Raw genomic sequence first — 26,135 nt, forward strand, 5'->3', positions numbered from 1 at the left:
CACAACCCAACGGGGGTCCTCCCTTCACGTCAACCCGCAAACTGTCATGAACGTCCCTGCCACCAACAACTAGGCTCCTGCCACGTGTCGAATGCCGTTGAAAGTGCCCCACCCGTCCTGCGCGATGCCCCTGCCTCCTCGGAGACCGGGCTGGCCCGCGGCCTGACCAGCGCCCAGGTGGCCATGATCGGCCTGTCCGGCGCCCTGGGCACCGGCCTCTTCCTGGGCTCGGGCGCCATGATCGCCGAGGCCGGTCCCGGCGTCATCGTCTCCTATGCCCTCACCGGCATCCTGTCCCTCGTCGTGGTCTGGTGCCTGGCGGAGATGACCGTCGTCCACCCGGTGGCCGGCGGCTTCGGTGCGGCCGCGCACGCCTACCTCGGCCCGCTGGGCGGCTGGCTGGTGCGCTGGAACGTGGCCGTGGTGATGTGCATCGCCGTCGGCGCGGAGGTGGTGGCCACCGGCAACTACCTGGCCTGGTGGTTCCCGGGCCTGGACGTCGGGATCGGCACCGTGCTGGCCTCGCTGCTGATCGTGGTGATCAACCTGGCCACCGTGAAGGCCTACGGCACCAGCGAGTACTGGTTCAGCATCATCAAGGTCACCATGGTGGTGGTCTTCATCGCGCTGGGCACCGTGATGGTGCTCTTCGGCCTCCCGGGCCGCCCGGCCATCGGTCTCGGCCACCTCACCGGTGACGGCGGCTTCGCCCCCTTCGGCCTCAAGGGCATCCTGGTGGGCGCCGTGATGGCCATCTTCAGCTTCGGTGGCGTCGAGAACGTCTCCGTCGCCTCGGCGGAGAGCGAGAACCCGCAGCGCGACGTGCCCCGGGCCGCCCGCGCCATGATCATCCGGCTGGTCCTGTTCTACGTGCTGGCGATCGCCGTCGTCGTGGCGCTGCAGCCCTGGCGGGCCAGCGCAGCCTCCAAGGGTGGCGTGCTGGAGAGCCCCTTCGTGAAGGTGCTCGCCCTGGTCAACGTCCCCCATGCCGCCGACATCATGAACTTCGTGCTGGTCACCGCGGCCCTGTCCAGTGCCAACGGCTGCCTCTACGCCTCGGCGCGGATGCTGCACTCGCTCTCGCTGGACCGGCTGGCGCCGCGCTTCATCGGCCGCACCAGCAGCTCCGGCGCACCCCGCAATGCCGTCGCACTGGCCACCGTGGGCATGGTGGCGGCCAGCGTGCTCGCTCTCGTCAGCCCGGACAAGGCCTTCGAGACCCTCTACGGGGTGCTGGTCTTCGGCCTGCTCACCACCTGGGTGCTGATCACCGCCACCTATGTCGCCTTCCGGCTGCGCCGCGCCCGGCTGGGCCTGCCGCAGTCGCCGGCGCGGCTCTGGGGCGGCCCGGTGACCGCCTCGCTGGCGCTGGTCTGCTTCCTGGCGGTCTACGTGGCCCTCGGCTCCATCGACAGCCTCTCCATCGCCCTGCCGGCCGGCCTGCCCTACCTGGTGCTGCTGTTGTGGGGCTATGCCGTGGTGCGTCGTCGGGTCACCTCCTTCGCGCCGAGCGTGCTCGAGGAGGAGCTGGCGGCCCGGGAGGGCTGAGCCAGTCGTCGACGGGCCGGGCGTCGCATGGCGGGTGAGGAGGCGCTTCCCACTAGAGTTGGGGCTGCCCCAAGCCCAAGGAGATCCATGCGCGTCGTCAGCATCGTCGGAGCCCGCCCCCAGTTCGTCAAGCTCGCCCCCGTGGCGAAGGCCCTGGCCGCGGCCGGCATCGACCACAAGATCGTGCACACCGGTCAGCACTACGACGTGAACATGTCCGACGCCTTCTTCGTGGACCTCGGCATCCCGAATCCCGACGTGCACCTGGGCGTCGGCTCCGGCAGCCACGGCGTGCAGACCGGCAGCATGCTCTCCCAGATGGACGCCGCCTTCGCCGAGCTGGAGCCTGACTGGGTGCTGGTCTACGGCGACACCAATTCCACCATCGCCGGCACCCTGGCCGCGGTGAAGATGCACATCCCGGTGGCCCACCTGGAGGCCGGCCTGCGCTCCTTCAACCGACGCATGCCCGAGGAGCACAACCGCGTGATGACCGACCACGCCGCCGACATCTGCCTGGCGCCCACCGAGGTGGCCGTGCAGCACCTGTCCGACGAGGGCCTGGCCGATCGCGCGGTCCTGGTGGGCGATGTGATGGTGGACGTCTGCTTCCAGGTGCGCGACGCGGTCAAGGATCGCCCGCTGGCCATCGAGGGCATCGACGAGGGCGAGCAGTTCATCCTGGCCACCATCCACCGCGCCGACAACACCGACGACCCGCAGCGCCTGCGCACCATCCTGGAGACGCTCGCCCAGCTGCCGGTGAAGACGATCCTGCCGGTGCACCCGCGGCTGCGCGCCAAGGCCGCCGAGTTCGGCCTGGACATCGAGGCCGGCAACCTGGTGGCCGTCGAGCCGCTGGCCTACCCGGACATGGTCAATGCCGTCGTGAAGTCCGTCGGTGTGGTCACCGACTCCGGCGGCCTGCAGAAGGAGGCCTACCTGCTGGGCGCCCCCTGCACCACGCTGCGCACCGAGACCGAGTGGGTGGAGACCCTGGCCGACGGCTGGAACATCCTGGATCCTGAGCTGACCCAGGTGGGCAGCACCGCCGTGCGTCCCCGGCCCACCGCCGAGCGGGGCACCCCCTACGGCACCGGCCACGCCGCCGAGGAGGTGGCCCGCGCCCTGCAGGCCTACCGCGTCGACGCCGCCGGCAAGCTGGTGCGGCCCGAGGCCCGGTGAAGCGGCCGGTCCCGGGCCGGATCGTCCACCTGTCCACCGTCCACCACTCCTGGGACAACCGGATCCTGAACAAGGAGTGCCGCGCGCTGGCCGAGGCAGGCCTCGACGTGCACCTGGTGATCTCCGCCGACGAGGACCGCACCAGCCACGGGGTGCAGGTGCACGCCATCCGTCGGCGAGGTCGCGTGGCGCGGCTGTTCGGCTCCCAGGCCGAGTCCTGGCGCGCCCTGCGTCGGCTGCGTCCTGCCGTGCTGCACGTGCACGACCCGGAGCTGATCCCGTTGGCGGCGGCCTGGCAGCGCACCAGCGGCTGCCGCTTCGTCTACGACGCCCACGAGGACCTCGTCAAGCAGATCGCCACGAAGCCCTACCTGCGGGGACGCAAGGGAGCGCTGGCGCGCGGTGCGGCCCGCCGTCTGCTGCGGCTGGCCGACGCGCGGTGCGATGCCGTGGTGGCCGTCGTGCCCGAGATCGCCGAGGCCTTCAGCACCACCCGTCGAGGGGCCCCACGTCCCGTGCTGGTGGTGCGCAACCTGCCCTGGAGCTCCGACTTCCGCTGTGCTGACGTGGCCGCCAACCCGCGGCTGGCCGTCTACACCGGTGACGTGAGCGTGGAGCGGGGGGTGGACAAGATGCTCGACGCGATCCGGCACGTGCCCGGCGCGCGACTGCTGGTGGCCGGGCGGGCCCTGGTTCCCGAACAGCGCCTGCGGGCCGCCGAACAGGTGGACTACCTGGGCCTGGTGCCGCCCGCCGAACTGCCCGGCATCATCGCCCGCGCCCGGGTGGGGCTGATCTTCCTGGAGCGGCTGCCCAACTACGAGGGCTCGCTGCCCACCAAGGTCTTCGAATACATGGCGAGCGGGATCCCCTTCCTGGCCACCGACTTCGACTACTGGCAGCAGCTCTTCGGCGGCGTGGAGGCCGGTGTCTTCGTCGACACCGACGATCCCGAGGCGGTGCGCGCCGCGCTCACATCCCTGCTGGACGATCCCGAGGAGTGCGCTCGGCTGGGGCGCAACGGCCGTGCCGCGGTGGAGCAGCGCTTCGGCTTCGAGAACGACGCGCGGCTGCTGGTGGAGCTGGAGCGGGGCCTGGCCGGCCAGGCCTGAGCCAGGGCAGGCGCCCGCGGTGGAGCTGGGCGGCGGGGTGGCTCAGTGCAGCAGCGCCACATGGGCGGGCAGCGCCAGGGCGCCCGGCTCGCTGCCCTCCTCGAGACCCTGCGAGGACACCTTGTCGAACAGGATCTTGACGGTCTGCAGCAGGATCTTGAGGTCCAGCATGGGCGAGTATCGCTTGATGTAGAGCAGGTCGAAGTTGAGCTTGCTCTCGAAGTCGCTGGCGTACTTGCCGTAGACCTGCGCGTAGCCGGTGACGCCGGCTCGCACATTGTGGCGCAGCGGGTAGTGCGGGTTGATCTCGGTGAACTGCTGCACGAAGAAGGGCCGCTCCGGGCGGGGACCCACCAGCGACATGTCACCGCGCAGCACGTTGATCAACTGGGGCAGCTCGTCGATGCGCATGCTGCGCAGGTACCGGCCCAGACCGGTGACGCGCGCGTCATTGGTGGTGGCCAGAGTGGGTCCGGACTTCGCCTCCGCATTGGCCGCCATGGAGCGGAACTTGAGGATCTCGAACTCCTTGTTGTCCTTCGTGATCCGCACCTGGCGGTAGAAGACCGGGCCGGGGGAGGTGAGCTTCACCAGCACGGCGGTCACCAGCAGGACGGGCGAGACCAGCACGATGCCCACCAGCGCCACCAGGAAGTCGAAGCTGCGCTTGAGCAGGTCGTACTCGCCGGGCACCTTGAAGGGGCTGAGCAGCATCAGCGACTCGTCCTCGATGCTCATGATGTTGGGGTTGATCATCAGCAGCCGCTGGAAGTCGGCGGTGAGGAAGATCTCCTTCTCCTCCTCCAGCAGCAGGTCGAAGATCTGGCGACGGGTGTCGATGCCGATCTGGTCCGAGACGTGGACCGAGTCGAACTCGTCGAGGTGCTCGCGCAGGTTGGTCAGGTAGTTGCCGTCGACGACGTGGGTGAGGCGGTGGCGTGGGCTGCGGTTGGACAGGAAGTTGCGCACCGCCTTGGACTCGTGGTGCGGCACGGTGAGCACCATGACGCGCGCATTGCCGCGCACCTTGCGGTAGGTCGCGTAGACCAACGCCCGCCACAGTGAGAGCAGCACGAAGCTGACCATCAGGTTGATCAGGATCACACCACGGGGGAAGGCGAACCAGTTGCCCGCGAAGGTGGCGGCGGCGATCATGCCGGTCACGATGATCTGGTCGATCAGCGTGATGATCACCACGTCCAGTGAGGTCTTGTTGTAGAGCACGTAGATGCCGGAGAAGGCACTGACCACCACGAAGCCCACCAGGATCCAGCCGAAGGCGGCCACCACGTCGGCCAGGTTGCGTTGCGGCATCGAGCCGCCGAAGCGCAGCCAGACCGACAGGAAGAGGCCGGCGGTGAAGATCACCGCATCGGCCAGCACCATGAGCAGCTTCTCGGCCTTGGCGAAATTGTCCTTGCGGGCCAACAGACGTCCCTTCTGGGCTCGTGCGGGAAGGAGCGTGCCCTGGCAGGGCGCACGCGCACGGAATGCTGCCGATTCTAGTGCGTGGCGCGCCCGCCTCCTGCGGACCCGCTCGGCGCGGCCCCGAGAAGAGCGGCTCGCGGCGCCGCAGTGGTGCAGCCGGCCTCGGTTCAGCCCTCCGCGACGGCGCGGTCCAGGGCCGCCTCCAGCAGGTCGGCGCTGGCCTGGAGGCCGAACCGGTCGGTCATCAGCTGACGGGCGCGGGTGTGCCAGCGCTCCCGGGTGGCCTGGTCGGCGTCGCGCACCCGACGGATGCCCTCCACCAGCTGGTCGGGGTCCACCACGGCACCCACCTCGTCGTCGGAGATGACCTTGGCCAGCGGCTGGCGGGCGTTGGAGACCACCATGAGGCCGGAGGCCATGTAGTCGTAGAGCTTGTTGGGGCTCATCCCCTTGTTGAAGACGGCCTGCGCGGTGACGGTGTGCAGGCCCGCGTCGCAGGCCTTGAGCAGGCGCACCAGCTCGGTCTTGTCCACCTGGCCGTGGAAGCGGACATTGGTGAGCCCGCGGGCGGCCACCTCGTCGACGGCCCACTGCTTGCGGGCCCCGGAGCCGATCAGCAGGAAGTCCACATCGGGCAGCTGGTGCGCGGCCTCCAGGATCAGGTCCAGGCCGACGTAGCTGGAGTGGCTGCCGCTGAAGACCGCGGTGAAGCGCTCCAGGCCGTAGCGGCGGCGCAGCTCCTGCTTGGTCTCCGGCACGTCGAACTCGTCCAGGTCGGCGCCGTTGGGCACCACGGTGATCTTGCCGGTGTCGATCCCCAGGCTGCGGAAGTGGTCGGCCCAGCCGTCGGTCACCACGACGATCTGCGCGGCCTCCCGGTAGAGGGTCCGCTCGACGGCCACCAGCACCTTGTGCAGGGCGCTGCCGGCCTTCAGCGATCCGCCGCTGACCAGGCTCTCGGGCCACAGGTCGCGCACCTCCATCACGAAGGGCTTGCGACGCACCTTGGCCAGGGCCAGGCCGGCCACCGGGGCGAGCAGCTGGGGCGAGGAGGCGAAGACCACGTCGCAGTGCTTGCCCAGGCCCGTGACGAAGGCCTCGACGGCGAAGACGCCCCAGCCCAGCACCCGCTTGCCGCCGTTGCCGGCATAGGCGGGGACCGGCACCAGGTTGAACCGCCTGTCGACCGAGCTCATCAGCTCACCGGTCATGTGGTGGCGCTGGCTGGAGATGATGCGGAAGTCCCACTTCGCCAGCCGGCTGAACATGTCGAAGTTGCGCGTGATGCCGCCGTACTCCCGCGGGAAGGCGTACTGGTTGACCACCAGGGCGCGGCGCGTACGGGCTTGGCTCATCGGGGTTCCCTTCGTCGACGTTCGGCCCCAAGGCTATCGGCTGGCGAGCGCGTGACGGGGTCGGCGGTGGGCCGTGGCGCCCCGCCGTCGACAGATCTGTCCGGATGCTGTCGCATTTCCTTGCCTGTCTGGAATCTGGCCGAAAGTTGCCGAAGCCTGAAAGGCAGCTGAAGGGGATCGTCCGTCAAACATCAGCGATTCCTTGCTGGCAAGGACATTTGAACGTTCCTAGAGGCTGGTGGGGGTTGATCTTGCTGTGCTTTGGCTGAAGCGCGTGGTCTGGGGTGCAGCGCTGGGGCATCGTGGAGCAAGGAGATGGGCGACGAGGGGCGCCTGCAGGCCGCGTCGCGGCAAGCCAGACATCGGTCTGGGTCAGTAACCTTGGCATGAACGACGTCGTGGACCAGCTCGGGAGGCCGTGTCCCCGTCGGCGTTCGGGGAACAGGACACCTTGTGACGTGCAGCCGCCGGACCTCCGGCGAGAGCGCCAGGCGTCCCCGTCGATGCGTCGGCGCGGGCCGGTGGCGCGCGCCACGGCAGGGTTTCCACCGTCTCCGCCACACGAACCCCCGGGTGAGCGTGGCCGTCGACGGGAGCAGGCCCCGGCCGAGGGGCACCAGGACAGGCGACGAACAGGACGTGGACGAGAGCCGGCCGGAGACGGCGGGCCACGACGGGGATGGTGGATGAGCTGCAGCAGCTGGGAGACAGGGGGACATGGATGAACGCCATGCCCTCCTCCAGCGCGGCCTGGCGCGGCCTGCGGGCCCGGATGGTCAGCATCATCGGGGTCATCCTGCTTCCGCTGCTGATCGCCTCCGGCTTCATCTGGGCCACCTCCGGCAACGGGGCGCGGCTGAACCAGACCGAGGCCGCGATCGTCAACCTCGATGAGGGATCCACCCTGGGCGGCAAGCCCATCCACCTGGGCCAGACCTACGCGCTGGAGCTCAAGAACCAGCAGGGTCCCAACTTCACCTGGCGCTACGGCGTCAGCATGGCCGACGCGCAGGACGGGCTGGCCTCCGGACGCTACTCCGCCGCCCTGGTCATCCCGCCCGGCTTCTCCCGGGTGCTGACCGGCACCGCCAAGGGCTCGGTCGAGGACAAGGCCACCCTCGTGGTGGAGCGCTCGCCGCTGTCCGGCGTCAGCGACCAGGTGGTCTTCAGCCAGCTCTCGGGTGCCGCCACCCATTCGCTGGCCAGCGACGTCACCAAGGACTACCTCGACGACCTGTTCGTCAGCTCCAGCGAGCTGGGGGAGTCGCTCACCGCCACCCGCAACATGGCCGACGAGGCCCGTCAGGGCGCCGACCAGGTGACGGCCGCCGCCCGTCAGGCGCAGGCCGCCTCCGGCACCCTCGACGGCCAGGCCACCACCACGACGCAGCTGGCCGCCACCGCGCTCGGCGCGGCGACCACCGCCCGCACCACCACCGACGCCGTGGTGACCGAGACCCAGCAGGTGAGGACCCAGGTCAGCACCACGACGTCGGGCAGCGACGCGCAGACCAAGGCCGTCGACCAGCTGAGCGGCGCCGCTGATGACGTGAGCAGGACGGCCGGCCAGGCCGCCACCTCCACCAGGACCGCCGCCGGGCAGGCGAAGGCTGCCGGCAGCCAGGGGCAGGCCACCCAGACCTCGGCCGATGCCGTCGCCAAGGCCGCCGCCGCCAACAAGAAGGCCGCCACCGAGTACCGCACCAAGGTGGCCACTGCCGCCCAGCAGCAGAAGAACCTGGCCGACGAGCTGACCAGGCAGGGCACTGCGCTCAACGACTACGTCAAGGGCACCACCACCGCGGCCGGAGAGGTCCAGAAGACCGTCACCACCCTGCGCGAGAAGGTGGCCCAGCCGGCCCCGCAGGAAGAGAGCGCCCGGCAGCGCAGGGCCCCTGAGCAGGCCAGCGTCCAGCAGCAGATCGCCGCCCAGGCCAAACTGTTGCGGGCCACCGCCGAGCAGCTGAAGGGGTCACGGCCGCAAGCCGTCACCATCGACGCCGAGGCGGTGACCACGCTGCAGCAGCAGGCCAACCAGGTGGCCACCAGTGCTACCTCACTCGCCAAGGCCAATGCGACGGTCGTCAGCAGCACGAAGAGTGCCTCCAGCAACCTGAGCAGCGCTCGTAATGGCTACCAGGCCGTGATCGAGCAGATGAGCGGCACCCGCGAGGTCTCCTACTCGGAGACGGTCAAGGTGAAGGGCAAGCTCGTCCTGCCCAGCATTCCGGCCTGCCCCAGATCGCTCGACGCCGCCGCCTGCCGGGCCTACCAGGCCGGGGCGCAGGCCTACCGCGGCGAGGTGATCCGGTCCAACAACAACGGTGCCGAGAACGTCACCGTGAAGGGCACCACCACCGTCTCGGTCACCCCGGATGCCGCGCGTCTGAAGAGCGCCAACGAGGCCGCCGCCACCGCCCAGTGGCAGCTCACCACGGCGGCCAGCGCCGCGAGCAAGAACCAGGCAGCCCTCGAGGCACAGGCGGCCACGGCCCGCACGATGGCAGCCTCTGTCGAGGGCATTGCCACCCGCGTGAACCAGTCCAACGAGCAGCTGGCGGCCGCGCGCTCCCAGTACGACGCCGCCATCACCCAGCTCGAGTCACTGGCCGGGCAGCTGGAGTCGCTGGGCAAGGCCGTTGATGCCGGCACCCAGGACGTGCAGGAGCTGAAGACCGAGCTGGCCGCGACCCTCAACGAGAAGTCGGTGGACGAGAACCTGGGGACGCTGGCCACCGCGCCCAAGGAGCTGACCGCCGCCTCGGGTGCCAGCCTCAAGACGGCGCAGGAGAATGCCGAGCAGATGAAGGCCGTCGACGCGGACTCCGCCTCGGCGCAGGCCCTCGCGAAGGGCACCGAGCAGGTGGACACCACCGTCACCAGCCAGAAGGCCGTCGTCGAGAAGCTGCAGGGCATGCTCACCACCCTGAACACCGGCATGGCCGAGCTCGGCACCACCATGGGCGGGCTGACCACCGATGCCACCGCGATGCAGAAGCAGACCAGTGCGGTGAGCGACAATGCCGCGAAGACCGCCGGCCAGGTGGGCCAGCTCAACCGCACCCTCGAGGGCCTGCAGAAGAGCATCGACCGCGCCGCCACCGACTCGAAGACCGCGGCGGACCGTGCCGCCGCCCTGCAGAAGCAGGTAACGGTGCTGCAGCAGTCCAGCGGCGTGGTGAAGGCCACCACCACCACGGTGACCACCACCGCGCAGGAGCAGGCCGGCAGGATCGACACGCTGAGCAAGAAGGTGGCGGCCAGCGCCAAGCTCGCGCCCAGCTACAGCGAGCAGGACCGCCAGCGCCTCACCGACATCGTCACCACCCCGATCGGCACCGAGCAGGCCAACCTGTTCCGCAACGTGGGCTGGGTGAGCATGCTGATGCTGCTCTCGCTGTGGGCGGGCTCGATGGGCATGCACAGCCTCTTCAAGCCGGTCAGCGACAGTGCCCGCACCTCGACGACCAAGCCACTGCGCCTGCTCTATCGGGAGATGCGCCCGGCGGCCCTGATCAGCATCGCCCAGGCGGTGGGCCTCAGCCTGCTGGCCCAGGCCGTGCTGCACATGTCGGCGCACCGCTGGCTGCTGGTCACCGGCGCCATGGTCCTGGCCGGCTTCGTCTTCGCCGCGGTGAACCACGCCCTGCTGGCCTTCCTCAAGGTCTTCGGCCGCCTGGTGGCGGTGGCCTTCGCGCTGGTCGCCGGTGCCTCGCTGGTGACACAGGCCTATCCGCAGACCCTGGACACGCTGAGCGCCATCTCACCGATCTCCCCGGCCCTCGACACGGTGCGCGGGCTGATGACCGGTGCCGCCGGCAACGGCACACACCTGGCCGAGATGCTGGCCTGGCTGGTGGCCGGTGTGCTGTTCAGCGCGCTGGCCATCCTGCGGGCCCGCGAGCCCGAACCCCTGCGGGTCCCCACCGTCCACGAGCAGGACACGGCGGTCCCCCCGGAGAGGGTCTGAGACGTCAGCTCAGCCGTCGATCCGGTCCACGGTGGCGGTGGTCAGCCGCAGCTCGACGGGCACCTCGTCGCCGATGGCGATGGAGCAGGCGCCGGGCAGGAAGACCAGCGAGCTCTGCATGTGCGGCGGCTCCACGAAGAAGCGCTTCTTGCCGGCGATCGTGTACGGGCCCAGGGCCAGGCCGGCAGCCTCCATGGAGCCGGTGGCCACGGCCAGCACGCGCTGGCGCAGGGTGGCCGCCGCAGTGGGGGCCTCCAGAGCGATGCCGTTGGCGGTGCCGCCGGCCACCACCACCACCCAGCCGTCGGAGGGCATTCGACGCTGCCAGTAGCCGATCCGCTCGCCACGACGCACCGGGTGCACGTCGAGCACCCGCGCGGTGGTGCGACGAGTGGCGGGGGCGCCCAGCCAGAGCCGGGTGCCGACGCGCAGCCGGGTGACCACGGAGACCTCGCCGGCCAGCGTGGCGTACTCCTGCTCGGTCAGGTGGGAGAGCCACAGCGGGGTCCGCACCGCGGCCAGCGCGGCGGCCGACAGCGCCCGTGCCTCGCCCAGCCGGTCGGCGGCCACCATCGGCAGGTGGATGGTCCAGCCCTCCAGGCCCAGCTCGCCCAGGCGCTGGGAGACCTTCGGCAGGTCCTCGACGGGCAGTCCATGGCGACGCATCGAGGTCATCACCTCGACCACCACGCGGGCGGTCGGGTTCTCGCGGCGGGCGGCCTCCAGGTCGTCGAGACGACCGATGGTGCTGACCACCTTCTGGTCGTGCAGGACCTCGGGGCCGTCGGCGGGGCTCCACGGGGTGAGCACCACCACGTCGCCCTGCCAGCCGCCGGCGCGCACCCGGGCGATCTCCTGCTGGGTGCCCACCGCGAGCACGTCACTGCCCAGCAGCGCGGCCTCCTGGGCCAGGCGCTCCAGGCCGAAGCCGTAGCCATTGCCCTTGGCCACCGGCACCAGGCCGGGGGTCTGTTCGGCGACGCTGCGCAGGTGCTCGCGCCAGGCCTCGGTGTCCAGGTGCAGCACGACGCTCATGCGGAGGCCTCCTTGGTGGCGGCGCGACCCGTGTCCTGCACCGGACGACCGGTGCCGGTGGGCAACGTGGCGAGGCGGCGGGCATTGCGGACCACCGGGCGGGCCTGGCCCTTGAGCCGGGCCCGGTTCATGTAGGCGTCGAAGGCGGCGTAGAGCGGCTTGTTGATGGGCAGGTCCCACTCGCCCAGGTAGGCGACGGCTTGGCCGCCGGTGCCCACCTTGAACTGGATCAGGCCGATCTCCGGATCGTCGGCGGCGATGCCCTCGGTGATGCCGCGCAGGTCGTAGACGGTGGCGCCGGCCTCTAGGGAGTCCTGGATCATGCGCCACTGGATGGCATTGGAGCCGCGCACCTCGCGCTTGGCATTGCTGGAGGCGCCATAGGAGTACCAAGCGTGCCGACCCACCCGGATCCAGGTGGTGGCGGCCGCCACCTCGCCCTCGTGGCGGGCCAGGTAGACCCGCATCCGGTCCGGCTGCTCGCCGTTCAGGGCGTCCCACATGGTCTCGAAGTAGGCCAGCGGCCGCGGGGTGAAGTGGTCCCGTTCGGCGGTGACCAGGTAGACCTCGTGGAAGGCGGCCAGGTCCTCACGGCTGCCCTGCACCACCTCGACGCCGGCCTTGTCGGCCTTCTTGATGTTGCGGCGCCACAGCTGGTTCATGCCCTTGAGCACCTCGTCGGCGCTCTTGCGGCTGCCGTCGGCGTGCACCAGCGGCAGCTGGAAGTTGAACTTGGGCTGTCCGGCGGCGAAGCCCTCGCCGTCCTTGGGGGCCTTGAAGCCCAGCCGCCGCAGCGTCGAGGCCAGGCGGGTGGCGCGCTCGTCGGTGGCATCGGCGGTGGCCTGGCCCAGCAGGGTGAGCTGCTCGTCGGCGACGGCGGCCTTGATGGTGTCGGGGCCCCAGCTGCGGTGCACCAGGGTGGGGCCGATCCGCAGGCCGAAGGCGCCCTGCGCCTTGACGTGCGCGGCCAGCGGGCGCAGCAGCTCGTCGACGTCGGGACGGGTCCAGTCCAGCACCGGGCCCTCGGGCAGGTAGGCCAGGTAGCGCTTCAGCTTCGGCATCTGGCGGTAGAGCACCAGGCCAGCACCGATCAGCTCGGTGCCGTCGAACCAGCCGAGCGACTCGGCGCGCCATTCCGGCTTCACCGTCGCCCAGGCCGGCAGCTGCAGGAAGCTGACCGTGGTGGGGTGGTCGGGCTCGGCGGCCAGGGCCTCGACGAAGGCGAGGTGCTGGGCGGGAGTGATGGCATGAACGGTGATCGTCACGCTGTGAATCTACCGGAGTGGCCCCGCAGAGGTCCGGATGCGCGACGAGGGCCCGACCGGATGAACCGGTCGAGCCCCCGTCAGAGCAGCGCTGGACGCAGTCTGGCGCCTCGCTCAGGCGTCGGAGCTGTTGGAGCTGATGCCCGGCGTGCCGTCGTGGACGATCTTGCCCGGGTTCAGGTTGCGGCCCGGGTCGACGCCCTCGAAGAGCTTGCGCTGCACGTGCACGCCGGCGGGGGAGATGTCCTGCTCCATCCACGGCGAGTGCTCCTCGCCGACGCCGTGGTGGTGGCTGACGGTGCCGCCGTGGTCCATGAAGGACTGCTGCACGGCGCGCTTCACGTGGTCGTAGGAGTCCATCGAGGTCTCGGAGCCGTCGGCCACCGCGAAGGTGAAGTACTGGCAGGCGCCGGAGGAGTAGCTGTGCGAGACGTGGCACATGATGAAGCCACGGTGCCCGGTCTCGGCGAAGGCCTTCTCGGCCGCCTTGACCGTCTCGTCGTGGATCTCCTTGACCCGGCTCCACGGGGTGGCGGTCTCGCTCACATCGGCGGGGATGCCGATGTTGAGCAGGAAGTCGCGGATGAAGGGGATGTCGTACTTCTTCTGGTCGAACAGGGTGCCCGGGCCCTTGCCCACGCCCATGCCGCCGTTGGCCTTCACGATCTTGTTGACGATCGACTTGTTGTAGCGCACGTGGGTGGCGTCGCCCTCGTAGCCGACGAAGGAGATGCAGATGTCGGCCAGGTTCCAGCCCTTGGCCAGCATGACCTTCTGCATCGCCTGGTTGACGTAGTGGCCCATGGTGGAGGACTTCTTGCCGTTGGCCATCGAGAACTGGGTCTCGTTGGCGTCGCTGACCCGCACCATCATGGGCGTCGCGTCGGAATTGGAGATCTGCTCGGCGGCCTTCAGCCCGGCGTCGTAGTTCGGGTAGAAGTAGGCCTGGATCTCGCGCACCTCGGCCAGCTTGTGGACGTTCATCCAGGCCTCGGCGATGATGCCCAGCCGGCCCTCGGAGCCCAGCACCATCTCGCGGACGCTCGGGCCCGAGGAGTAGGAGGGCAGCGGACGCAGGTCCAGCACCTGGGTGGACTTCCCGGACTCGCGCGGGGCGGGCATCACCATGCGCAGGCCGCGGGTGATCTCCGAGATGTCGCCGTACTTGTCGCTCTGCGCGCCCGAGCTGCGGGTGGCGATCCAGCCGCCGACGGTGGACCACATGAAGGAGTCGGGGAAGTGGCCCAGGGTCCAGCCCCTGGCGTTCAGCTGGTCCTCCATGTCCGGGCCCAGCGTGCCGGCCTGGATCCGGGCCAGACCCGCGGTCTCGTCGATCTCCAGCACCTTGTTCAGCCGGCCCATGTTCACCGTGACCACCTGGCGCTTCTCGCCCGGCTCGGCCTCCAGCGCGGCGACGATGTTGGAGCCACCGCCGTAGGGGATCACCACGGCGTCGGCCTCCAGGCAGGCGGCCATCACGGCCTCCACCTCGGCCTCGTCGGCGGGGTAGACCACCACGTCGGGGATGCGCTCCAGCTGGCCGCGGCGCACCCGCACCAGGTCGCGCACGCCCTTGCCGTAGGCGTGCACCACGCGGATCTCGTCATGGGTGGACAGGTTCTTCTCGCCCAGCACCTCCACCAGGCGGCCGCGCAGCTCGTCGGTGAGCACGCTGGCCGGCACGTCCAGGTCCTCGAAGCGGGGGGTCACCAGCTCCTTGGCCAGGATGTCGACGCCCAGCTTCTCCTGCGCGAAGACCGGGAACTTGGGCTTGCTGCCCACCTCGTAGGGCTTGGCGTCCTCGTCGGCCCAGCCCCACCACTTCTGGTACTTGACCGGGACGTCGATCCTGTTGCTGCTCACTGCTTCTCCTGGGTGTTGTCCTGCGTGGTGCGGGCCTTGTCGAGGGCCGCGGTGTGTGCGTACTCGGCGAGCGTCTTCATGCCGTAGGCGCGGGCGGTGGAGTCGTGCAGCTCCAGCACCTGGCGACGCATCCGCTCGTTGAACTGGTGGGCGATCTCCCCGGGCTGCGGCATCATCGGGTGGCCGAAGACCACGTGCACCGTCGGCCGGTTGCGGGGCGGGGTGTTCTGCTTGTAGGGCCAGGCGGCATAGGCGCCCACCAGGGCCACCGGCACCGCCGGCACGTTGCGGGAGATGCACAGCGCCGCCGCCCCGGGCTTGAAGGGGGCCATCTCGCCGGTGCGGGAACGGGTGCCCTCCGGGAAGAGCAGCAGCGGCACCCCGTCGCTCAGCAGGTTGCCGGCCATCCCCTTGCGGCCCCGGGTGCCCTTGCGGTCCACCGGGAAGGCGTTGAAGAACAGGGCCGTCGGCGCGGCCTTCCACCAGCGGTCGAAGAAGTAGTCGGCGGCGGCGCCGGTGGCCAGGTACTGCGAGAGGCGACGCGGCAGCGAGCCCATGATCAGGGGCGCGTCCAGGTGGCTGGAATGGTTCGCCACCGCGATGTAGGCACCCTCCAGGCCGTCGAGGTGCTCGGTGCCGTGCACCTGCACGTCCACCAGGCGCCAGACGGCCGGCTTCAGCAGCAGGTACTGGGCGCCGGTGCGCATCAAGGAGCTGGACTTCGAGGTGTAGCGCCCCCGGTCCGCCTTGGGCGTGCTCACGCGGTCTCCTTCGCCTTCTGGTTGTGCCGACTGGAGGACAGCTTGCGGCTCAGGAAGCGCACTCCCCAGCGCGGGAAGTGCTGCGCCACCACGATGGCGGCCTTCCACTTCTGCGTCGGGATGGAGACGGTGCGCCCGGCCGCGGCGTCCTCGAGGGCCTCGCGGACCAGCACCTGCGGGTCCACCCAGACGATGCCGGGCAGGTTGTCGGTGGAGGCACCGGAGCGCTGGTGGAACTCGGTGTGCACCCAGCCCGGGCACAGGGCCGTGGCGCGCACGCCGGTGCCCTGCAGCTCGATGTCCAGGGCGGTGGTGAAGCTCAGGCACCAGGCCTTGATGGCGGAGTAGTTGCCGGAGTAGATCCAGGCGCTGGTGGAGGCCACATTGATGATGTTGCCGTGGCCGCGGGCCACCATGGCGCGCCCGGCGGCAGCCGAGAGCTGCAGCACCGCGAAGCCCATCACGTCCATGGCGCGACGCTGGGTGTCCAGCTTGTCCTTGTCCAGCAGCTTGGCGTGCAGTCCGAAACCGGCATTGTTCACCAGCAGGTCCAGCTCGTGGGCCGGGTCCTCGATCCAGTCCGCGACCCGGGTGATGTCCTCGGCCACCGACAGGTCGGCGGTGATGCACTCGATCCGCACGCCGTGGGCCGCGGTCAGTTCGTCGGCCAGCGCCTGCATCCGTTCGGTGTCGCGGGCGACGACGACCACGTCGTCACCGCGGGCCGCGAGCTCGCGGACGAAAGCGTTCCCGATGCCGGAGGTGCCACCGGTGACCAGAGCTGTTGCCATGCCCCCAAACTTACGGCACCCGGCCGAAGACTGCGCCAGTGACGCCCGGCGGCCTCGGCCGCTGCCGCCGCCGGAGCCTCTCGGAGGCTGCCCCCACGAGGGGTTATCGTTGCCCGCAGGACATCCCCGACGACTGGAGCAGTCATGACCCCCGTCACCCGACCGGCCCGCGCCGGCCTCGCCCTGCTCGCCCCGCTGGCCGCCCTGGCGATGCTGACGGGCTGCTCCTCGGAGCAGGAGGCTGCCCCGAAGACCACCAGCACCGTCTCCGTCCCGACCGGCTCCGCCTCCTCCGAGGCCGCCCCCGGCGACGGCGCCTCGTCGCAGGAGGCCAGCCCCGGCGCCGAGGTGAGCACCATGGATCCGGCGGCCACCGGCAGCGCCAGCGTCGAGTCCGTCGCGGACCAGGCCACCGCCACCGCCTCGGCGAGCAGCACCGTCGACACCTCCGGGCTGAAGAAGGCCGCCACCGCCAAGCTGCCCGCCAAGGTCGGCCACTACACCGGACAGGTCTCCGGTGACCAGACCGCCCAGGCCGGCATGTACACCGGGCGCACCGAGGACGACATGGTGATGGCCGCGCTGAACACCACCAGCGACGGCTCCAAGCTGATCGCCACCCTGAAGGCCCAGACCAAGACCCAGCACGCCACCTGCGGCAGCCTGCAGGAGGTGGCCTACTGCGTGATCCCGCTGGACGGCGGCAGCATCACGCTGAACGGCACCAACCAGACCAAGGCGGCCGACCTGGGCGCCATGGCCGACCAGGTCTACGCCTCGCTGGCCTGAGCCCCCGGGCCGACGGGCAGGACCCCTCGGCCAGCTGCTCTGTCCCGCGCTCAGCGCAGCAGGTTGACCGCGGAGAGCACGGTCAGCACCATCACCAGCGGTTCGAAGACCCGCTGCGGGATCCGACGCGCCAGACGGCGCCCGGCCAGGGCCGAGAGCACCACCACCGGGGCCAGCACCAGGTCGATCCACAGCGTCTCGGGGCGGATCACGCCGATCCCCGCGGAGAGCGGCAGCTTGACCAGGTTCACCACCAGGTAGAACCAGGCTGTGGTGCCCAGGAACCGCGTCACCTGGAAGCCCCGGCTCAGGAAGTACAGGCTGGTCACCGGACCCGCGGCATTGGCCACCATCGTGGTGAATCCGGCCATCGAGCCGTAGCCGGCCCCGGCCAGCCTCGCCGCGCGACTGCCGACCGGAGGTACGGGCGCCTCGTGGTGGCGTCGCCACAGCGTGATGGCGATCATGGCCAGCAGCACCAGGCCGATCACCCGCCGGGTCGCCGTGTCGCTGGCCAGGTGCAGGTAGCCGGTGCCCAGCAGCAGGCCCACCAGCACCGCCGGAGCCATCCGGCGCAGCGTCTGCCACTCCACCTCGCGGCGGTAGCTGGCCACCGCCAGCAGGTCGCCAAGGATCAGCAGCACCAGCAGGGTTCCGGTGGACTCCTTGGCCGGCATGGCGGCCGCCGCCAGCCCCACCGCGATGGTGCCGGCGCCAGGCAGGGCGGTCTTGGTGAGCCCCACCACGACGGCGCACAGCACCATCAGCACCCAGCCGGTACTGCTCAGGGCGAGCATGCCTGGCTCACAATGAGGCGCCTCGGTGCAGCGTGTTGTCCAGCACCTGGCTGTCGCCCCGATAGGTGTGCTCGCCGTACTCCAGCGCCTGGCCCTCGGCGTCGTGGCTGAGCCAGGTCACGGCCAGCACGGCGGCATGGCGCGGCAGCTCCAGCAGCCGGCGCTCCCGGCCCGTGGGCAGCCGGGCTGCGACGCGTTGTCGGGCGACGGCCTGCTCGACGCCGCGCCAGCCGAGCACCTCGTAGAGACCGTGCTCGTCGAAGTCGGTGGCGGTCACGTCGTTGAAGCGGGGCGGCAGCCAGGAACGCAGCACCACCAGCGGACGGCCCTCGGCGAAGCGCAGCCGCTCCAGGTAGGTCAGCGAGGTCTCCCGCGCCAGGCCCAGAGCACGGGCGGCGACGGGATTGGGCCGAGCGGCCTGCAGCCGCAGCACCTCGGTGCGGGGCTGGCGGCCCGAGCTGCGGAGCTCCTCGAAGAGCGGCACGAAGGCCTCGCGGCGGTGCACCACGGTGCTGGCCACGTGGGTGCCCACCCCGCGGCGACGCACCAGGAGGCCCTGGCGCACCAGCTCGTCCATGGCCTTGCGCACCGTGGGGCGCGACAGCCGCAGCCGGGCCACCAGGGCAAGCTCGTTCTCGAAGGGGTCGCCCGGCTTCAGGGTCCCGCTGCGGATCGCCGCGGCCCACTGCTCGGCGAGCTGGTGGTACAGCGGCACCGGGCTGGTGCGGTCCACCACGACGGGCAGCGAGGTCGGCATGACGGTCATGCTATCGGCCGTCGCGGGGTGCAAATGTCAGGACAAAGTGACATTCGCGGTATCGTGGCCACCTGCCCCAGTGGAAGGACCCTGCCGTGAACCGTCTGCGCACCGCCGCCGCCCTGCTCGCCGTCGGATCGATGGCCCTCGCGGGCTGCTCCTCGACGGGAGGACGCGCCGCGGCCGAGGCCTCCGCCCAGGCCGGTGGCTGCACCGAGACCACCATGACGGTGACCCTGATCACCCACTCCGCCCCCGGCGACGACTTCTGGGACCTGGTGCGCAAGGGCGCCGAGGACGCCGCCAAGAAGGACTGCATCGCGCTGGAGTACCAGGCCAGCCCCGACGGCGCCGAGCAGGCCAACCTGGTCAATGCCGCCGTGGACAAGAAGGTGGACGGCATCGCCGTCACGCTGGGCAAGCCCGACCAGATGGGCCCCGCGGTGCGCGCCGCGGTGAAGGCCGGCATCCCGGTCACCGCGCTGAACGGCGGCGTCGACGTCTGGCAGAAGCTGGGCGTGCTGGGCTTCTTCGGCCAGGAGGACAAGGTGGCCGGCCAGAAGACCGGCGAGAAGCTCAAGGCCGAGGGTGCCAAGAAGGTGCTCTGCGTGCTGCACGAGCAGGGCAATGTGGGCAACGACGCCCGATGCGCCGGCGTGAAGCAGGCCCTGCCGAACACCGAGAACCTCTACGTCAACGGCACCGACCAGGCCGACGTGCAGACCAAGATCACCGCCAAGCTGCAGCAGGACAAGAGCATCGACACCGTGCTCGGCCTCAAGGCCTCGGTGGCGCTGACCGCCGTCACCTCCGTGGAGGAGGCGCGCTCCAGCGCCAAGATCGCCACCTTCGACACCAATGCCGAGCTGGTGAAGGCCATCAAGGCCGGAACCGTCACCTTCGCCGTCGACCAGCAGCCCTACCTGCAGGGCTACCTGGCCGTCGACGCCCTGTGGCTCTACCGCACCAATGGCAACACCATCGGTGGCGGAACGGCGACGCTCACCGGACCGGCCTTCGTCGACACGTCCAATGTGGACCAGATCGCCACCTTCGCCGAGGCCGGCAAGCGATGAGCGGCGCCACCGCCGTCGAGCCCACCAGGCCCACCCCGTCCGCGGGCCCCAGCGAGGCGCCGGCCGACGACCGCACCCGCCATCGCAGCCTGGCCACCCGGCTGCTGGTCCGCCCCGAGATCGGCTCGCTGGTGGGCGGCCTGGCCATCTTCTGCTTCTTCATGCTGGTGGCCTCCAGCTTCCGCAACATCGACAATGCCGGCACGATCCTCTACCAGGCCTCCACCATCGGGATCATGGCGGTGCCGATCGCGCTGCTGATGATCGGCGGCGAGTTCGACCTGTCCGCCGGCGTGCTGGTCACCACCGCCGGCCTGGCCGCGGCCCTGCTGGGCTGGTGGTTCAACCTGCACGTCTGGTTCGCGGTGCTGCTGGCCCTGCTGGTCACGCTCGCCATCGGGCTGGTCAACGGTCTGCTGCTGGTGCGCACCAAGCTGCCCAGCTTCCTCACCTCGCTGAGCACCTTCTTCGTGCTGCAGGGCGTCAACCTGGGCCTCACCCGGCTGGTCAGCGGGAACGTCGCCTCGCGACCCATCGACGACATGCAGGGCTGGGACTCGGCCCGCAAGGTCTTCGCCTCGCAGTGGACCCTGCACCTGGGCGGGCACACGCTGAACCTGCGCATCACCCTGCTCTACTGGCTGCTGATCACCCTGTTCGGTGCCTGGCTGCTGCTGCGCACCCGGCAGGGCAACTGGATCCTCGCGGTGGGCGGCGACGAGTCCGCGGCCCGGGCCTCGGGCGTTCCGGTGCGACGCACCAAGGTGGCCCTCTACCTGTTCGTGGCCTTCGCGGCCTGGCTCAGCGGCATGCACCTGCTCTTCGGCTACGGCGTGGTGCAGTCCGGTGAGGGCGTGGGCAAGGAGTTCGTCTACATCATCGCCGCGGTGATCGGCGGCTGCGCCATGACCGGCGGCTTCGGCTCCGTGGTGGGTGCCTCGATCGGCGCCCTGATCTACGGCATGACCCAGCTGGGCATCAACTACGCCGGCTGGAATCCCGACTGGTTCAAGACCTTCCTGGGCGTGATGCTGCTGGTCTCCACCCTGCTCAACGTCTGGCTCAAGCGAAAGGCGGAGCAGCGATGATGGTCACGTTTTCCCGCAAGGGGGGACGACCCCCTGTGGACCTCCCGCAGGACTCGCCCGCACCGCTCCCGTCCGCGGCCGACCTCACCGGAGCCGGGGGCGCCCCCATCCTCGAACTCCGCGAAACCGGCAAGAGCTATGGCAACGTCGAGGCGCTGCGCGGGGTCAACCTGGTGGCGCGCGCCGGCGAGGTGACCTGCGTGCTGGGCGACAACGGTGCCGGCAAGTCGACGCTGATCAAGATCGTGGCCGGCCTGCACGAGCACACCTCGGGGGAACTGCTGGTGGACGGCGAGGCCACCCGTTTCACCTCCCCGCGCGACGCCCAGGCCGCCGGCATCGCCACCGTCTACCAGGACCTGGCGCTGGCCCCGCTGATGGCGGTCTGGCGCAACTTCTTCCTGGGCAACGAGCTCACCCGCAAGCCCTTCGGTCGGCTCGACATCGAACGGATGAAGCGCATCACCGGCGAGGCGATGACCCGGATGGGCATCGACATCCCGGACCTGGAGACCCCCGTCGGGTCGCTCTCCGGTGGCCAGCGGCAGTGCGTCGCCATCGCCCGCGCCGTGCACTTCGGCGCCAAGGTGCTGGTGCTCGACGAACCCACCGCCGCGCTCGGCGTCAAGCAGTCCGGCGTGGTGCTGAAGTACATCGCCCGGGCGCGCGAGGCCGGGGTCGCCGTGGTCTTCATCACGCACAACCCGAACCACGCCTGGCTGGTGGGCGACCACTTCGTGGTGCTCAAGCTGGGCCGGGTGAGCCTGGACGGCACCAAGCAGACCATCACCCTGGACCAGCTCACCGCCGAGATGGCCGGGGGCGCCGAGCTCGACGCCCTGGCCCACGAGCTGGACGCCTCGCACGAGGGTTGAACCTGGGGGCTACCAACCAGGCCGCGGTGTGCGTCGGCCGCTGCCGAGCCTCACCCGTCGCAGCTGGGTGTCCCGTCGCGCAGGTAGCCCTCCGCCTCAGACTGCAGTTCCCGTAGACGACGGCGCGCCGCGCGCAACGCGCGAGCCTTCTCGTCGAGCGCGGACTGGAGGCGGTGGCACTGGTCCACGACGCCCCGCAGCCGATCCTCGACGCAGTCCATCTGCTTGAGGGCCATCACCTCGCGGACGTCCTGGATGCCGAAACCCACGTCTCGCAGCGCGCCGACCAGCACCAGCGCGTCGAGGACGGCAGGGCTGTAGATCCGGCGTCCACCCGCGTCGCGGTCCGGCTCCGGAAGCAGCCCTTCGCGCTCGTAGTAGCGAATGGCGTCCACGGACACCCCGGAGCGGGCAGCCACCTGACCGATCGTCAGCGACGAAGTGTCCATGCCAGGAATCCAACCACAGCGCCCACCACCGCGAGCCGGACCAGGTGGTGGGAGGCATGGAACTCGGCGGTGACCAGGCCGTAGAGCAGGGGACCGGCACAGGTCATCACCGCGCCGACCACGGCCAGCGGGAGGATCCAGCCGCGTCGCCCGGCCACCGCTGCCACGACGGCAGCAGCGAGCAGCACGGCGGCCAGTGTGTAGACGGCGGCGGGCAGCGGGTGCAGGACCGCATCCTCCGCGCCGGTCAGCATGCCCACCACGGCAACGGTGTTCATCGCGGCGAGCAGGGCGGTCAGGACGAGAGCAATGATCAGCATGGAACCAGCGTGGGTGCTGGTGCGCGCTCCAGGTCAAACAGGGCCCGGCACGGGCACACACTGTCCGAGCCGGTGGCTAGCCTTGCGTCCATGACCACCTATCCCGAGACGCGACGCGACGACCTGGTCGAGGACCTGCACGGCCACCAGGTGCCCGACCCCTACCGGTGGCTCGAGGACCCCGACTCGGTCGAGACCCGTGACTGGGTGGAGCGCCAGCGTGCCTTCACCGAGCAGCACCTGGCCGGGCTCCCGGAGCGGGCCTGGTTCCAGCGCGAGCTGCGTGAGCTGGTCTCCCGTCCGCGGGTGCTCTCACCGGTGCACGAGTCGGGCTGGTGGCTGGTGGCGCGCAGCGACGGCGTCCAGCCGCAGCCGGTCTGGTACGCCGCCCGCAGCCTCGACGAGCTGGCCACCGGCGGCCGCGTCGTGATGGACCCGAACACCTGGACCGACGACGGCAGCGCCTCGCTGAACGGCTTCTCCGTCTCGCCCGACGGCCGCCTGCTCGCCTACTGCCGCAGCGACGGCGGCTCCGACTGGCAGAAGGTGCGCGTCGTCGAGCTGGAGAGCGGCGAGGAGGTCAACGACCCGGGCGTGGTCACCAAGTTCTCGCTGCCCCAGTGGCTGCCCGACTCCCGCAGCTTCCTCTACTCGCGCTATGCCGAGGTGGGACGCGCGGAGGGCACCCAGACCGACGCCCTGCCCGCCGCCGACCTGGTGGTGCACCGGCTGGGACAGCAGCAGTCCGAGGACGAGGTGCTCTGGGCCAATCCCGGCGAGGCGATGCTCTTCACCGGCGGCCACGTCTCCCACGACCAGCGCTGGCTGGTGGTGGTGCAGGGCTGGGGCACCGAGCGCGCCAACTCCATCTGGCTGCACTCGCTGACCCTTCAGGGTGCGGGCGACCAGGCCCGCACCGTGGTGGGGGAGCGCGTCGAGCTGGTCCCCGAGCGCACCGACCTGGTCTGGCCGATCCGCGTCGACGGCGACGAGGTGGTCTGCCAGACCACTCGCGAGGCCCCGCTGGGCCGCGTCGTGCGGATGCGCGCAGGCAGCCCCGACGAGATGACCACCCTGGTGCCCGAGGGAAGTGACCCCATCGAGTCGGTCACCCCGGCCGGCGACGGCTTCGTCCTCACCCGGCTGGTGGACTGCGCCCCGCGCTACACCCGCCATGCCCTGGACGGCACCGAACTGGGCGAGGTGGAGGTGCCCGGCGCCGCGGACCTGGGCGTCACCGGCGAGGCCGGTGTGGACGACGTGGTGGTGGCCACCAGCTCGGTCAGCGAGCCCACCATCACCACCAGGCTGCGCTTCGCCACCGGCCAGGCCGAGCGGATCGACCTGCTGGCCCGGGAGGCTTCCGGTGCCCCGGTGCAGGCGCAGACCCTGCGACGTCGCGCCACCAGCGCCGACGGCACCCAGGTGCCCTACTGGCTGATCCTCCCCGAGGGCGCCGACCCCGACCAGCCCCGCCCCACCATCGTCTACGGCTACGGCGGCTTCAATGTCACGATCCTGCCCTGGTACGGCCATGGCTGGGCCGCCTGGTTGAAGGCCGGCGGCGCGGTCGCCATCGCCAACCTGCGCGGCGGGGCCGAGTTCGGCCAGGCCTGGTACGACGCCGGACGACGAGAGCACAAGCAGAACGTCTTCGACGACGTGATCGCGGTGGGGGAGGACCTGCTGGCCACCGGTGCCGCCCGTCCCGGGCAGCTGGTGGTGCACGGCGCCTCCAACGGCGGCCTGCTGGTGGGTGCCGCCATGACCCAGCGCCCAGACCTGTGGACCGTCGCCCTGCCCAGCGTGGGCGTGCTCGACATGCTGCGCTTCCACAGGTTCACCGGCGGCCTGGCCTGGGCCAGCGACTACGGCAATCCCGACGAGGCGGCCGACTTCGAGGTGGCGCTGGCCTACTCGCCGCTGCACAACGTGCGCGAGGGCACCGCCTACCCGGCCACCCTGGTCACCACCGGCGACCACGACGACCGGGTGGTGCCGCTGCACAGCCACAAGTTCGCCGCCGCGCTGCAGCACGCCCAGGCCGGCGAGGCGCCCGTCCTCACCCGGATCGAGACCGCCACCGGGCACGGTGCCGGCAAGCCGCTGGCCAAGGTCGCCGACGAGTGGGCCGACCGGCTCGCCTTCGCCGCACACCACACCGGGCTGGTGCCGTCCGCCTGAGCCCAGCGGGGTGCCCGTCGGAGGGTCTAGGTTGGACCACCGGCGGGCGCCCGGCCCGCCCACGGACGACGGGGGTGCCCATGGCGCAGGAGAGCATCTACCGACGCCTCTTCTGGCCGGTCTTCGCCCCCTCCATCCTGTTCGGCATCGCCGGTGGGGCCACCGTCCCCGTGCAGGTGGTGGCGGCCATGCACCTCGGTGCCTCCGCCTCGCTGGCCGCTCTCGTGGTGGCGCTGGTGGCGGCCGTCGGGCTGGCCACCACGGTGCAGGCCGGTCGTCTGATCGACCGGCTGGGTGACCGACGGGCGATGCTGCTGGCCACCGTCGCGGCCGCCGTCACCGAGCTGGGCTCCATCGCCGCCCTGGTCTGGGGCGGACGCGGAGCCCTGGAGCTCTTCATCGCCACCAGTCTGCTGCGGGCCCCGGCCCTCAACGTCTGGGGGCTGGCGAGGCAGGCCTTCACCGCGGAACGGGTGGCGGTGCACGAGGTGGGCCGCGCCATGACCGGGCTGGGCGGCACCATGCGGATCGGTGCCCTGATCGGACCGCTGCTGGGCGGCCTGCTGCTGATGCGGCTGCCGCTGTGGAGCGTCTACCTGCTCAGCGTGCTGTGCGCCGTCCTCGCCCTGGTGATTCTCTACATCCCCTCCCTCGGAGGCCGCCTCGAGAGCGGAGCCGCGGTTTCTTCGGGCGCCCCGACGACGCAGACCGGCGACGACGGCGAGCCGCTGCGGGTGGACTGGACCCGCGTGGTGCTGGCGGGGATCGCCATCATCGCCCTGCAGCTGGCGCGGACGGCCCAGCCGGTCATCGTGCAGCTCTGGGGCGTCCATCTGGGCCTCGACGAGTCGCGGATCTCGCTGCTGATCGCGATCGGTGCCGCGGTGGAGATCGTGCTGATGTTCCCCGGCGGCTACCTCAAGGACCGGCTGGGGCGCTCGGTGATCCTGGTGGCCTGCCTGGGCCTGTATGGCCTCGGCTACCTGTTGGTGGTGCCGCTGACCCACTGGTGGGGCGTGGCCGGCGTCGTGGTGGCCGTCGTCGTGATGGCCGTCGGCAACGGTCTGGGCGCCGGGGTGAACATGACCATCGGCGCCGACCTGAGCCCGGCCGAGGGCCGGGGTCGCTTCCTGGGGATCTGGGCGCTGTTCAGCGGCGCCGGCGCGCTGTCCGGGCCGCTGCTGATCTCGGCCCTGGTGCGCGTCGCGGTGGTGCAGACCGCCGTGCTCGCCGTCGGTGGCCTGACCGTGGCGGGAGCCGCCTGGGTGCTCTGCCTCGCGCCCCGGCTGGCGCTGCCGCGGGGCATCGGCCGCGAGAAGACCGACTGACCAGGCTGGGTCAGCTGCCCAACCCTGATTCCTGCTCCCTCGATCGTGAAACCGGCCCGACAACGGCCGGTGGCTTCAGGGGGTCAGTGCAACACCGATGATGTCTTGGAGTGTTTCAGCTGGGGTGCGGTAGTCCAAGACCTTGCGGGGTCTGGTGTT

At 70.6% G+C, this 26,135-nt stretch carries 21 protein-coding genes; 10 read left to right on the forward strand and 11 right to left on the reverse strand.

The window, feature by feature from the left end; translation table 11 throughout:
* Window positions 1–84: 84 nt before the first annotated feature.
* The 3 genes from ABD073_RS02335 (at window position 85) to ABD073_RS02345 (ending at window position 3,845) form a co-directional block, all read left to right on the forward strand.
* Window positions 85–1,548, forward strand: coding sequence for an amino acid permease (locus tag ABD073_RS02335; protein WP_343872132.1), 1,464 nt, complete (start codon window positions 85–87; stop codon window positions 1,546–1,548).
* Between the two features lie 87 nt (window positions 1,549–1,635).
* Window positions 1,636–2,733, forward strand: a complete 1,098-nt coding sequence (wecB, locus tag ABD073_RS02340; protein WP_343872135.1) for a non-hydrolyzing UDP-N-acetylglucosamine 2-epimerase — start codon at window positions 1,636–1,638, stop codon at window positions 2,731–2,733.
* Window positions 2,730–3,845 carry a glycosyltransferase family 4 protein gene (locus tag ABD073_RS02345; RefSeq protein WP_343872136.1) on the forward strand — a complete coding sequence of 372 codons (1,116 nt, stop codon included), beginning with the start codon at window positions 2,730–2,732 and terminating at the stop codon, window positions 3,843–3,845. Before wecB ends, ABD073_RS02345 begins: the two co-directional genes overlap by 4 nt.
* Before the next feature lie 42 nt (window positions 3,846–3,887).
* Here ABD073_RS02345 and ABD073_RS02350 read toward each other — a convergent pair whose 3' ends face one another.
* Window positions 3,888–5,231: a sugar transferase gene (locus tag ABD073_RS02350; protein WP_343872159.1), complete on the reverse strand. Its 1,344-nt coding sequence runs from the start codon at window positions 5,229–5,231 to the stop codon at window positions 3,888–3,890.
* Between the two features lie 209 nt (window positions 5,232–5,440).
* Window positions 5,441–6,628, reverse strand: coding sequence for a glycosyltransferase family 4 protein (locus ABD073_RS02355; RefSeq protein ID WP_343872137.1), 1,188 nt, complete (start codon window positions 6,626–6,628; stop codon window positions 5,441–5,443).
* A 730-nt stretch (window positions 6,629–7,358) separates the two neighbouring features.
* Between ABD073_RS02355 and ABD073_RS02360 the strand changes: the two genes are divergently transcribed.
* Window positions 7,359–10,598 (forward strand): ABC transporter permease, encoded by a 3,240-nt coding sequence (locus ABD073_RS02360; protein ID WP_343872138.1) that lies wholly within the window; start codon window positions 7,359–7,361, stop codon window positions 10,596–10,598.
* Between the two features lie 9 nt (window positions 10,599–10,607).
* On the opposite strand, the gene ABD073_RS02365 is transcribed toward ABD073_RS02360, so the two are convergent.
* The 5 genes from ABD073_RS02365 to ABD073_RS02385 all read right to left on the reverse strand — a co-directional run bounded on the left by ABD073_RS02365 (window position 10,608) and on the right by ABD073_RS02385 (window position 16,313).
* On the reverse strand, window positions 10,608–11,633 hold the full coding sequence (locus ABD073_RS02365) for an alanine racemase (protein WP_343872140.1): 1,026 nt from the start codon (window positions 11,631–11,633) through the stop codon (window positions 10,608–10,610).
* Window positions 11,630–12,841 carry a lipid II:glycine glycyltransferase FemX gene (locus tag ABD073_RS02370; protein WP_343872161.1) on the reverse strand — a complete coding sequence of 404 codons (1,212 nt, stop codon included), beginning with the start codon at window positions 12,839–12,841 and terminating at the stop codon, window positions 11,630–11,632. Before ABD073_RS02370 ends, ABD073_RS02365 begins: the two co-directional genes overlap by 4 nt.
* A gap of 171 nt (window positions 12,842–13,012) precedes the next feature.
* Window positions 13,013–14,761, reverse strand: coding sequence for an FAD-binding oxidoreductase (locus ABD073_RS02375; RefSeq protein ID WP_343872142.1), 1,749 nt, complete (start codon window positions 14,759–14,761; stop codon window positions 13,013–13,015).
* Window positions 14,758–15,468: a lysophospholipid acyltransferase family protein gene (locus ABD073_RS02380; RefSeq protein ID WP_343872162.1), complete on the reverse strand. Its 711-nt coding sequence runs from the start codon at window positions 15,466–15,468 to the stop codon at window positions 14,758–14,760. Before ABD073_RS02380 ends, ABD073_RS02375 begins: the two co-directional genes overlap by 4 nt.
* Before the next feature lie 50 nt (window positions 15,469–15,518).
* Window positions 15,519–16,313: an SDR family NAD(P)-dependent oxidoreductase gene (locus ABD073_RS02385; protein WP_343872143.1), complete on the reverse strand. Its 795-nt coding sequence runs from the start codon at window positions 16,311–16,313 to the stop codon at window positions 15,519–15,521.
* A 144-nt stretch (window positions 16,314–16,457) separates the two neighbouring features.
* On the opposite strand from ABD073_RS02385, the gene ABD073_RS02390 reads away from it, so the two are divergent.
* Window positions 16,458–17,102, forward strand: a complete 645-nt coding sequence (locus tag ABD073_RS02390) for a hypothetical protein (RefSeq protein ID WP_343872144.1) — start codon at window positions 16,458–16,460, stop codon at window positions 17,100–17,102.
* Between the two features lie 50 nt (window positions 17,103–17,152).
* Here ABD073_RS02390 and ABD073_RS02395 read toward each other — a convergent pair whose 3' ends face one another.
* Together ABD073_RS02395 and ABD073_RS02400 are read right to left on the reverse strand one after the other, a co-directional pair.
* Window positions 17,153–17,899, reverse strand: coding sequence for a sulfite exporter TauE/SafE family protein (locus tag ABD073_RS02395; RefSeq protein WP_343872147.1), 747 nt, complete (start codon window positions 17,897–17,899; stop codon window positions 17,153–17,155).
* A 7-nt stretch (window positions 17,900–17,906) separates the two neighbouring features.
* On the reverse strand, window positions 17,907–18,656 hold the full coding sequence (locus tag ABD073_RS02400) for a GntR family transcriptional regulator (RefSeq protein WP_343872149.1): 750 nt from the start codon (window positions 18,654–18,656) through the stop codon (window positions 17,907–17,909).
* Between the two features lie 95 nt (window positions 18,657–18,751).
* Between ABD073_RS02400 and ABD073_RS02405 the strand changes: the two genes are divergently transcribed.
* The 3 genes from ABD073_RS02405 to ABD073_RS02415 are packed head-to-tail and all read left to right on the forward strand — an operon-like array spanning window position 18,752 to window position 21,695.
* Window positions 18,752–19,732: a substrate-binding domain-containing protein gene (locus ABD073_RS02405; RefSeq protein ID WP_343872150.1), complete on the forward strand. Its 981-nt coding sequence runs from the start codon at window positions 18,752–18,754 to the stop codon at window positions 19,730–19,732.
* The gene (locus tag ABD073_RS02410; RefSeq protein WP_343872152.1) at window positions 19,729–20,820 is read left to right on the forward strand and encodes an ABC transporter permease; all 1,092 of its coding nucleotides are present in this window, start codon (window positions 19,729–19,731) and stop codon (window positions 20,818–20,820) included. Before ABD073_RS02405 ends, ABD073_RS02410 begins: the two co-directional genes overlap by 4 nt.
* Window positions 20,821–20,855: 35 nt before the next feature.
* Window positions 20,856–21,695: an ATP-binding cassette domain-containing protein gene (locus ABD073_RS02415; RefSeq protein WP_343872153.1), complete on the forward strand. Its 840-nt coding sequence runs from the start codon at window positions 20,856–20,858 to the stop codon at window positions 21,693–21,695.
* Window positions 21,696–21,745: 50 nt separating this feature from the next.
* Here ABD073_RS02415 and ABD073_RS02420 read toward each other — a convergent pair whose 3' ends face one another.
* Both ABD073_RS02420 and ABD073_RS02425 read right to left on the reverse strand, forming a co-directional pair.
* A complete protein-coding gene (locus ABD073_RS02420; RefSeq protein ID WP_343872154.1) occupies window positions 21,746–22,144 on the reverse strand; it encodes a MerR family transcriptional regulator in 399 nt (132 codons plus the stop codon).
* The gene (locus ABD073_RS02425; protein WP_343872155.1) at window positions 22,126–22,464 is read right to left on the reverse strand and encodes a hypothetical protein; all 339 of its coding nucleotides are present in this window, start codon (window positions 22,462–22,464) and stop codon (window positions 22,126–22,128) included. Before ABD073_RS02425 ends, ABD073_RS02420 begins: the two co-directional genes overlap by 19 nt.
* A 90-nt stretch (window positions 22,465–22,554) precedes the next feature.
* On the opposite strand from ABD073_RS02425, the gene ABD073_RS02430 reads away from it, so the two are divergent.
* Together ABD073_RS02430 and ABD073_RS02435 are read left to right on the forward strand one after the other, a co-directional pair.
* Window positions 22,555–24,648, forward strand: coding sequence for a prolyl oligopeptidase family serine peptidase (locus tag ABD073_RS02430; protein WP_343872156.1), 2,094 nt, complete (start codon window positions 22,555–22,557; stop codon window positions 24,646–24,648).
* 80 nt (window positions 24,649–24,728) lie between these two features.
* Window positions 24,729–25,976: an MFS transporter gene (locus ABD073_RS02435; RefSeq protein ID WP_343872157.1), complete on the forward strand. Its 1,248-nt coding sequence runs from the start codon at window positions 24,729–24,731 to the stop codon at window positions 25,974–25,976.
* Window positions 25,977–26,135 lie beyond the last annotated feature (159 nt).

Source organism: Luteococcus peritonei (genome assembly GCF_039526385.1).
Lineage (GTDB): Bacteria > Actinomycetota > Actinomycetes > Propionibacteriales > Propionibacteriaceae > Luteococcus > Luteococcus peritonei.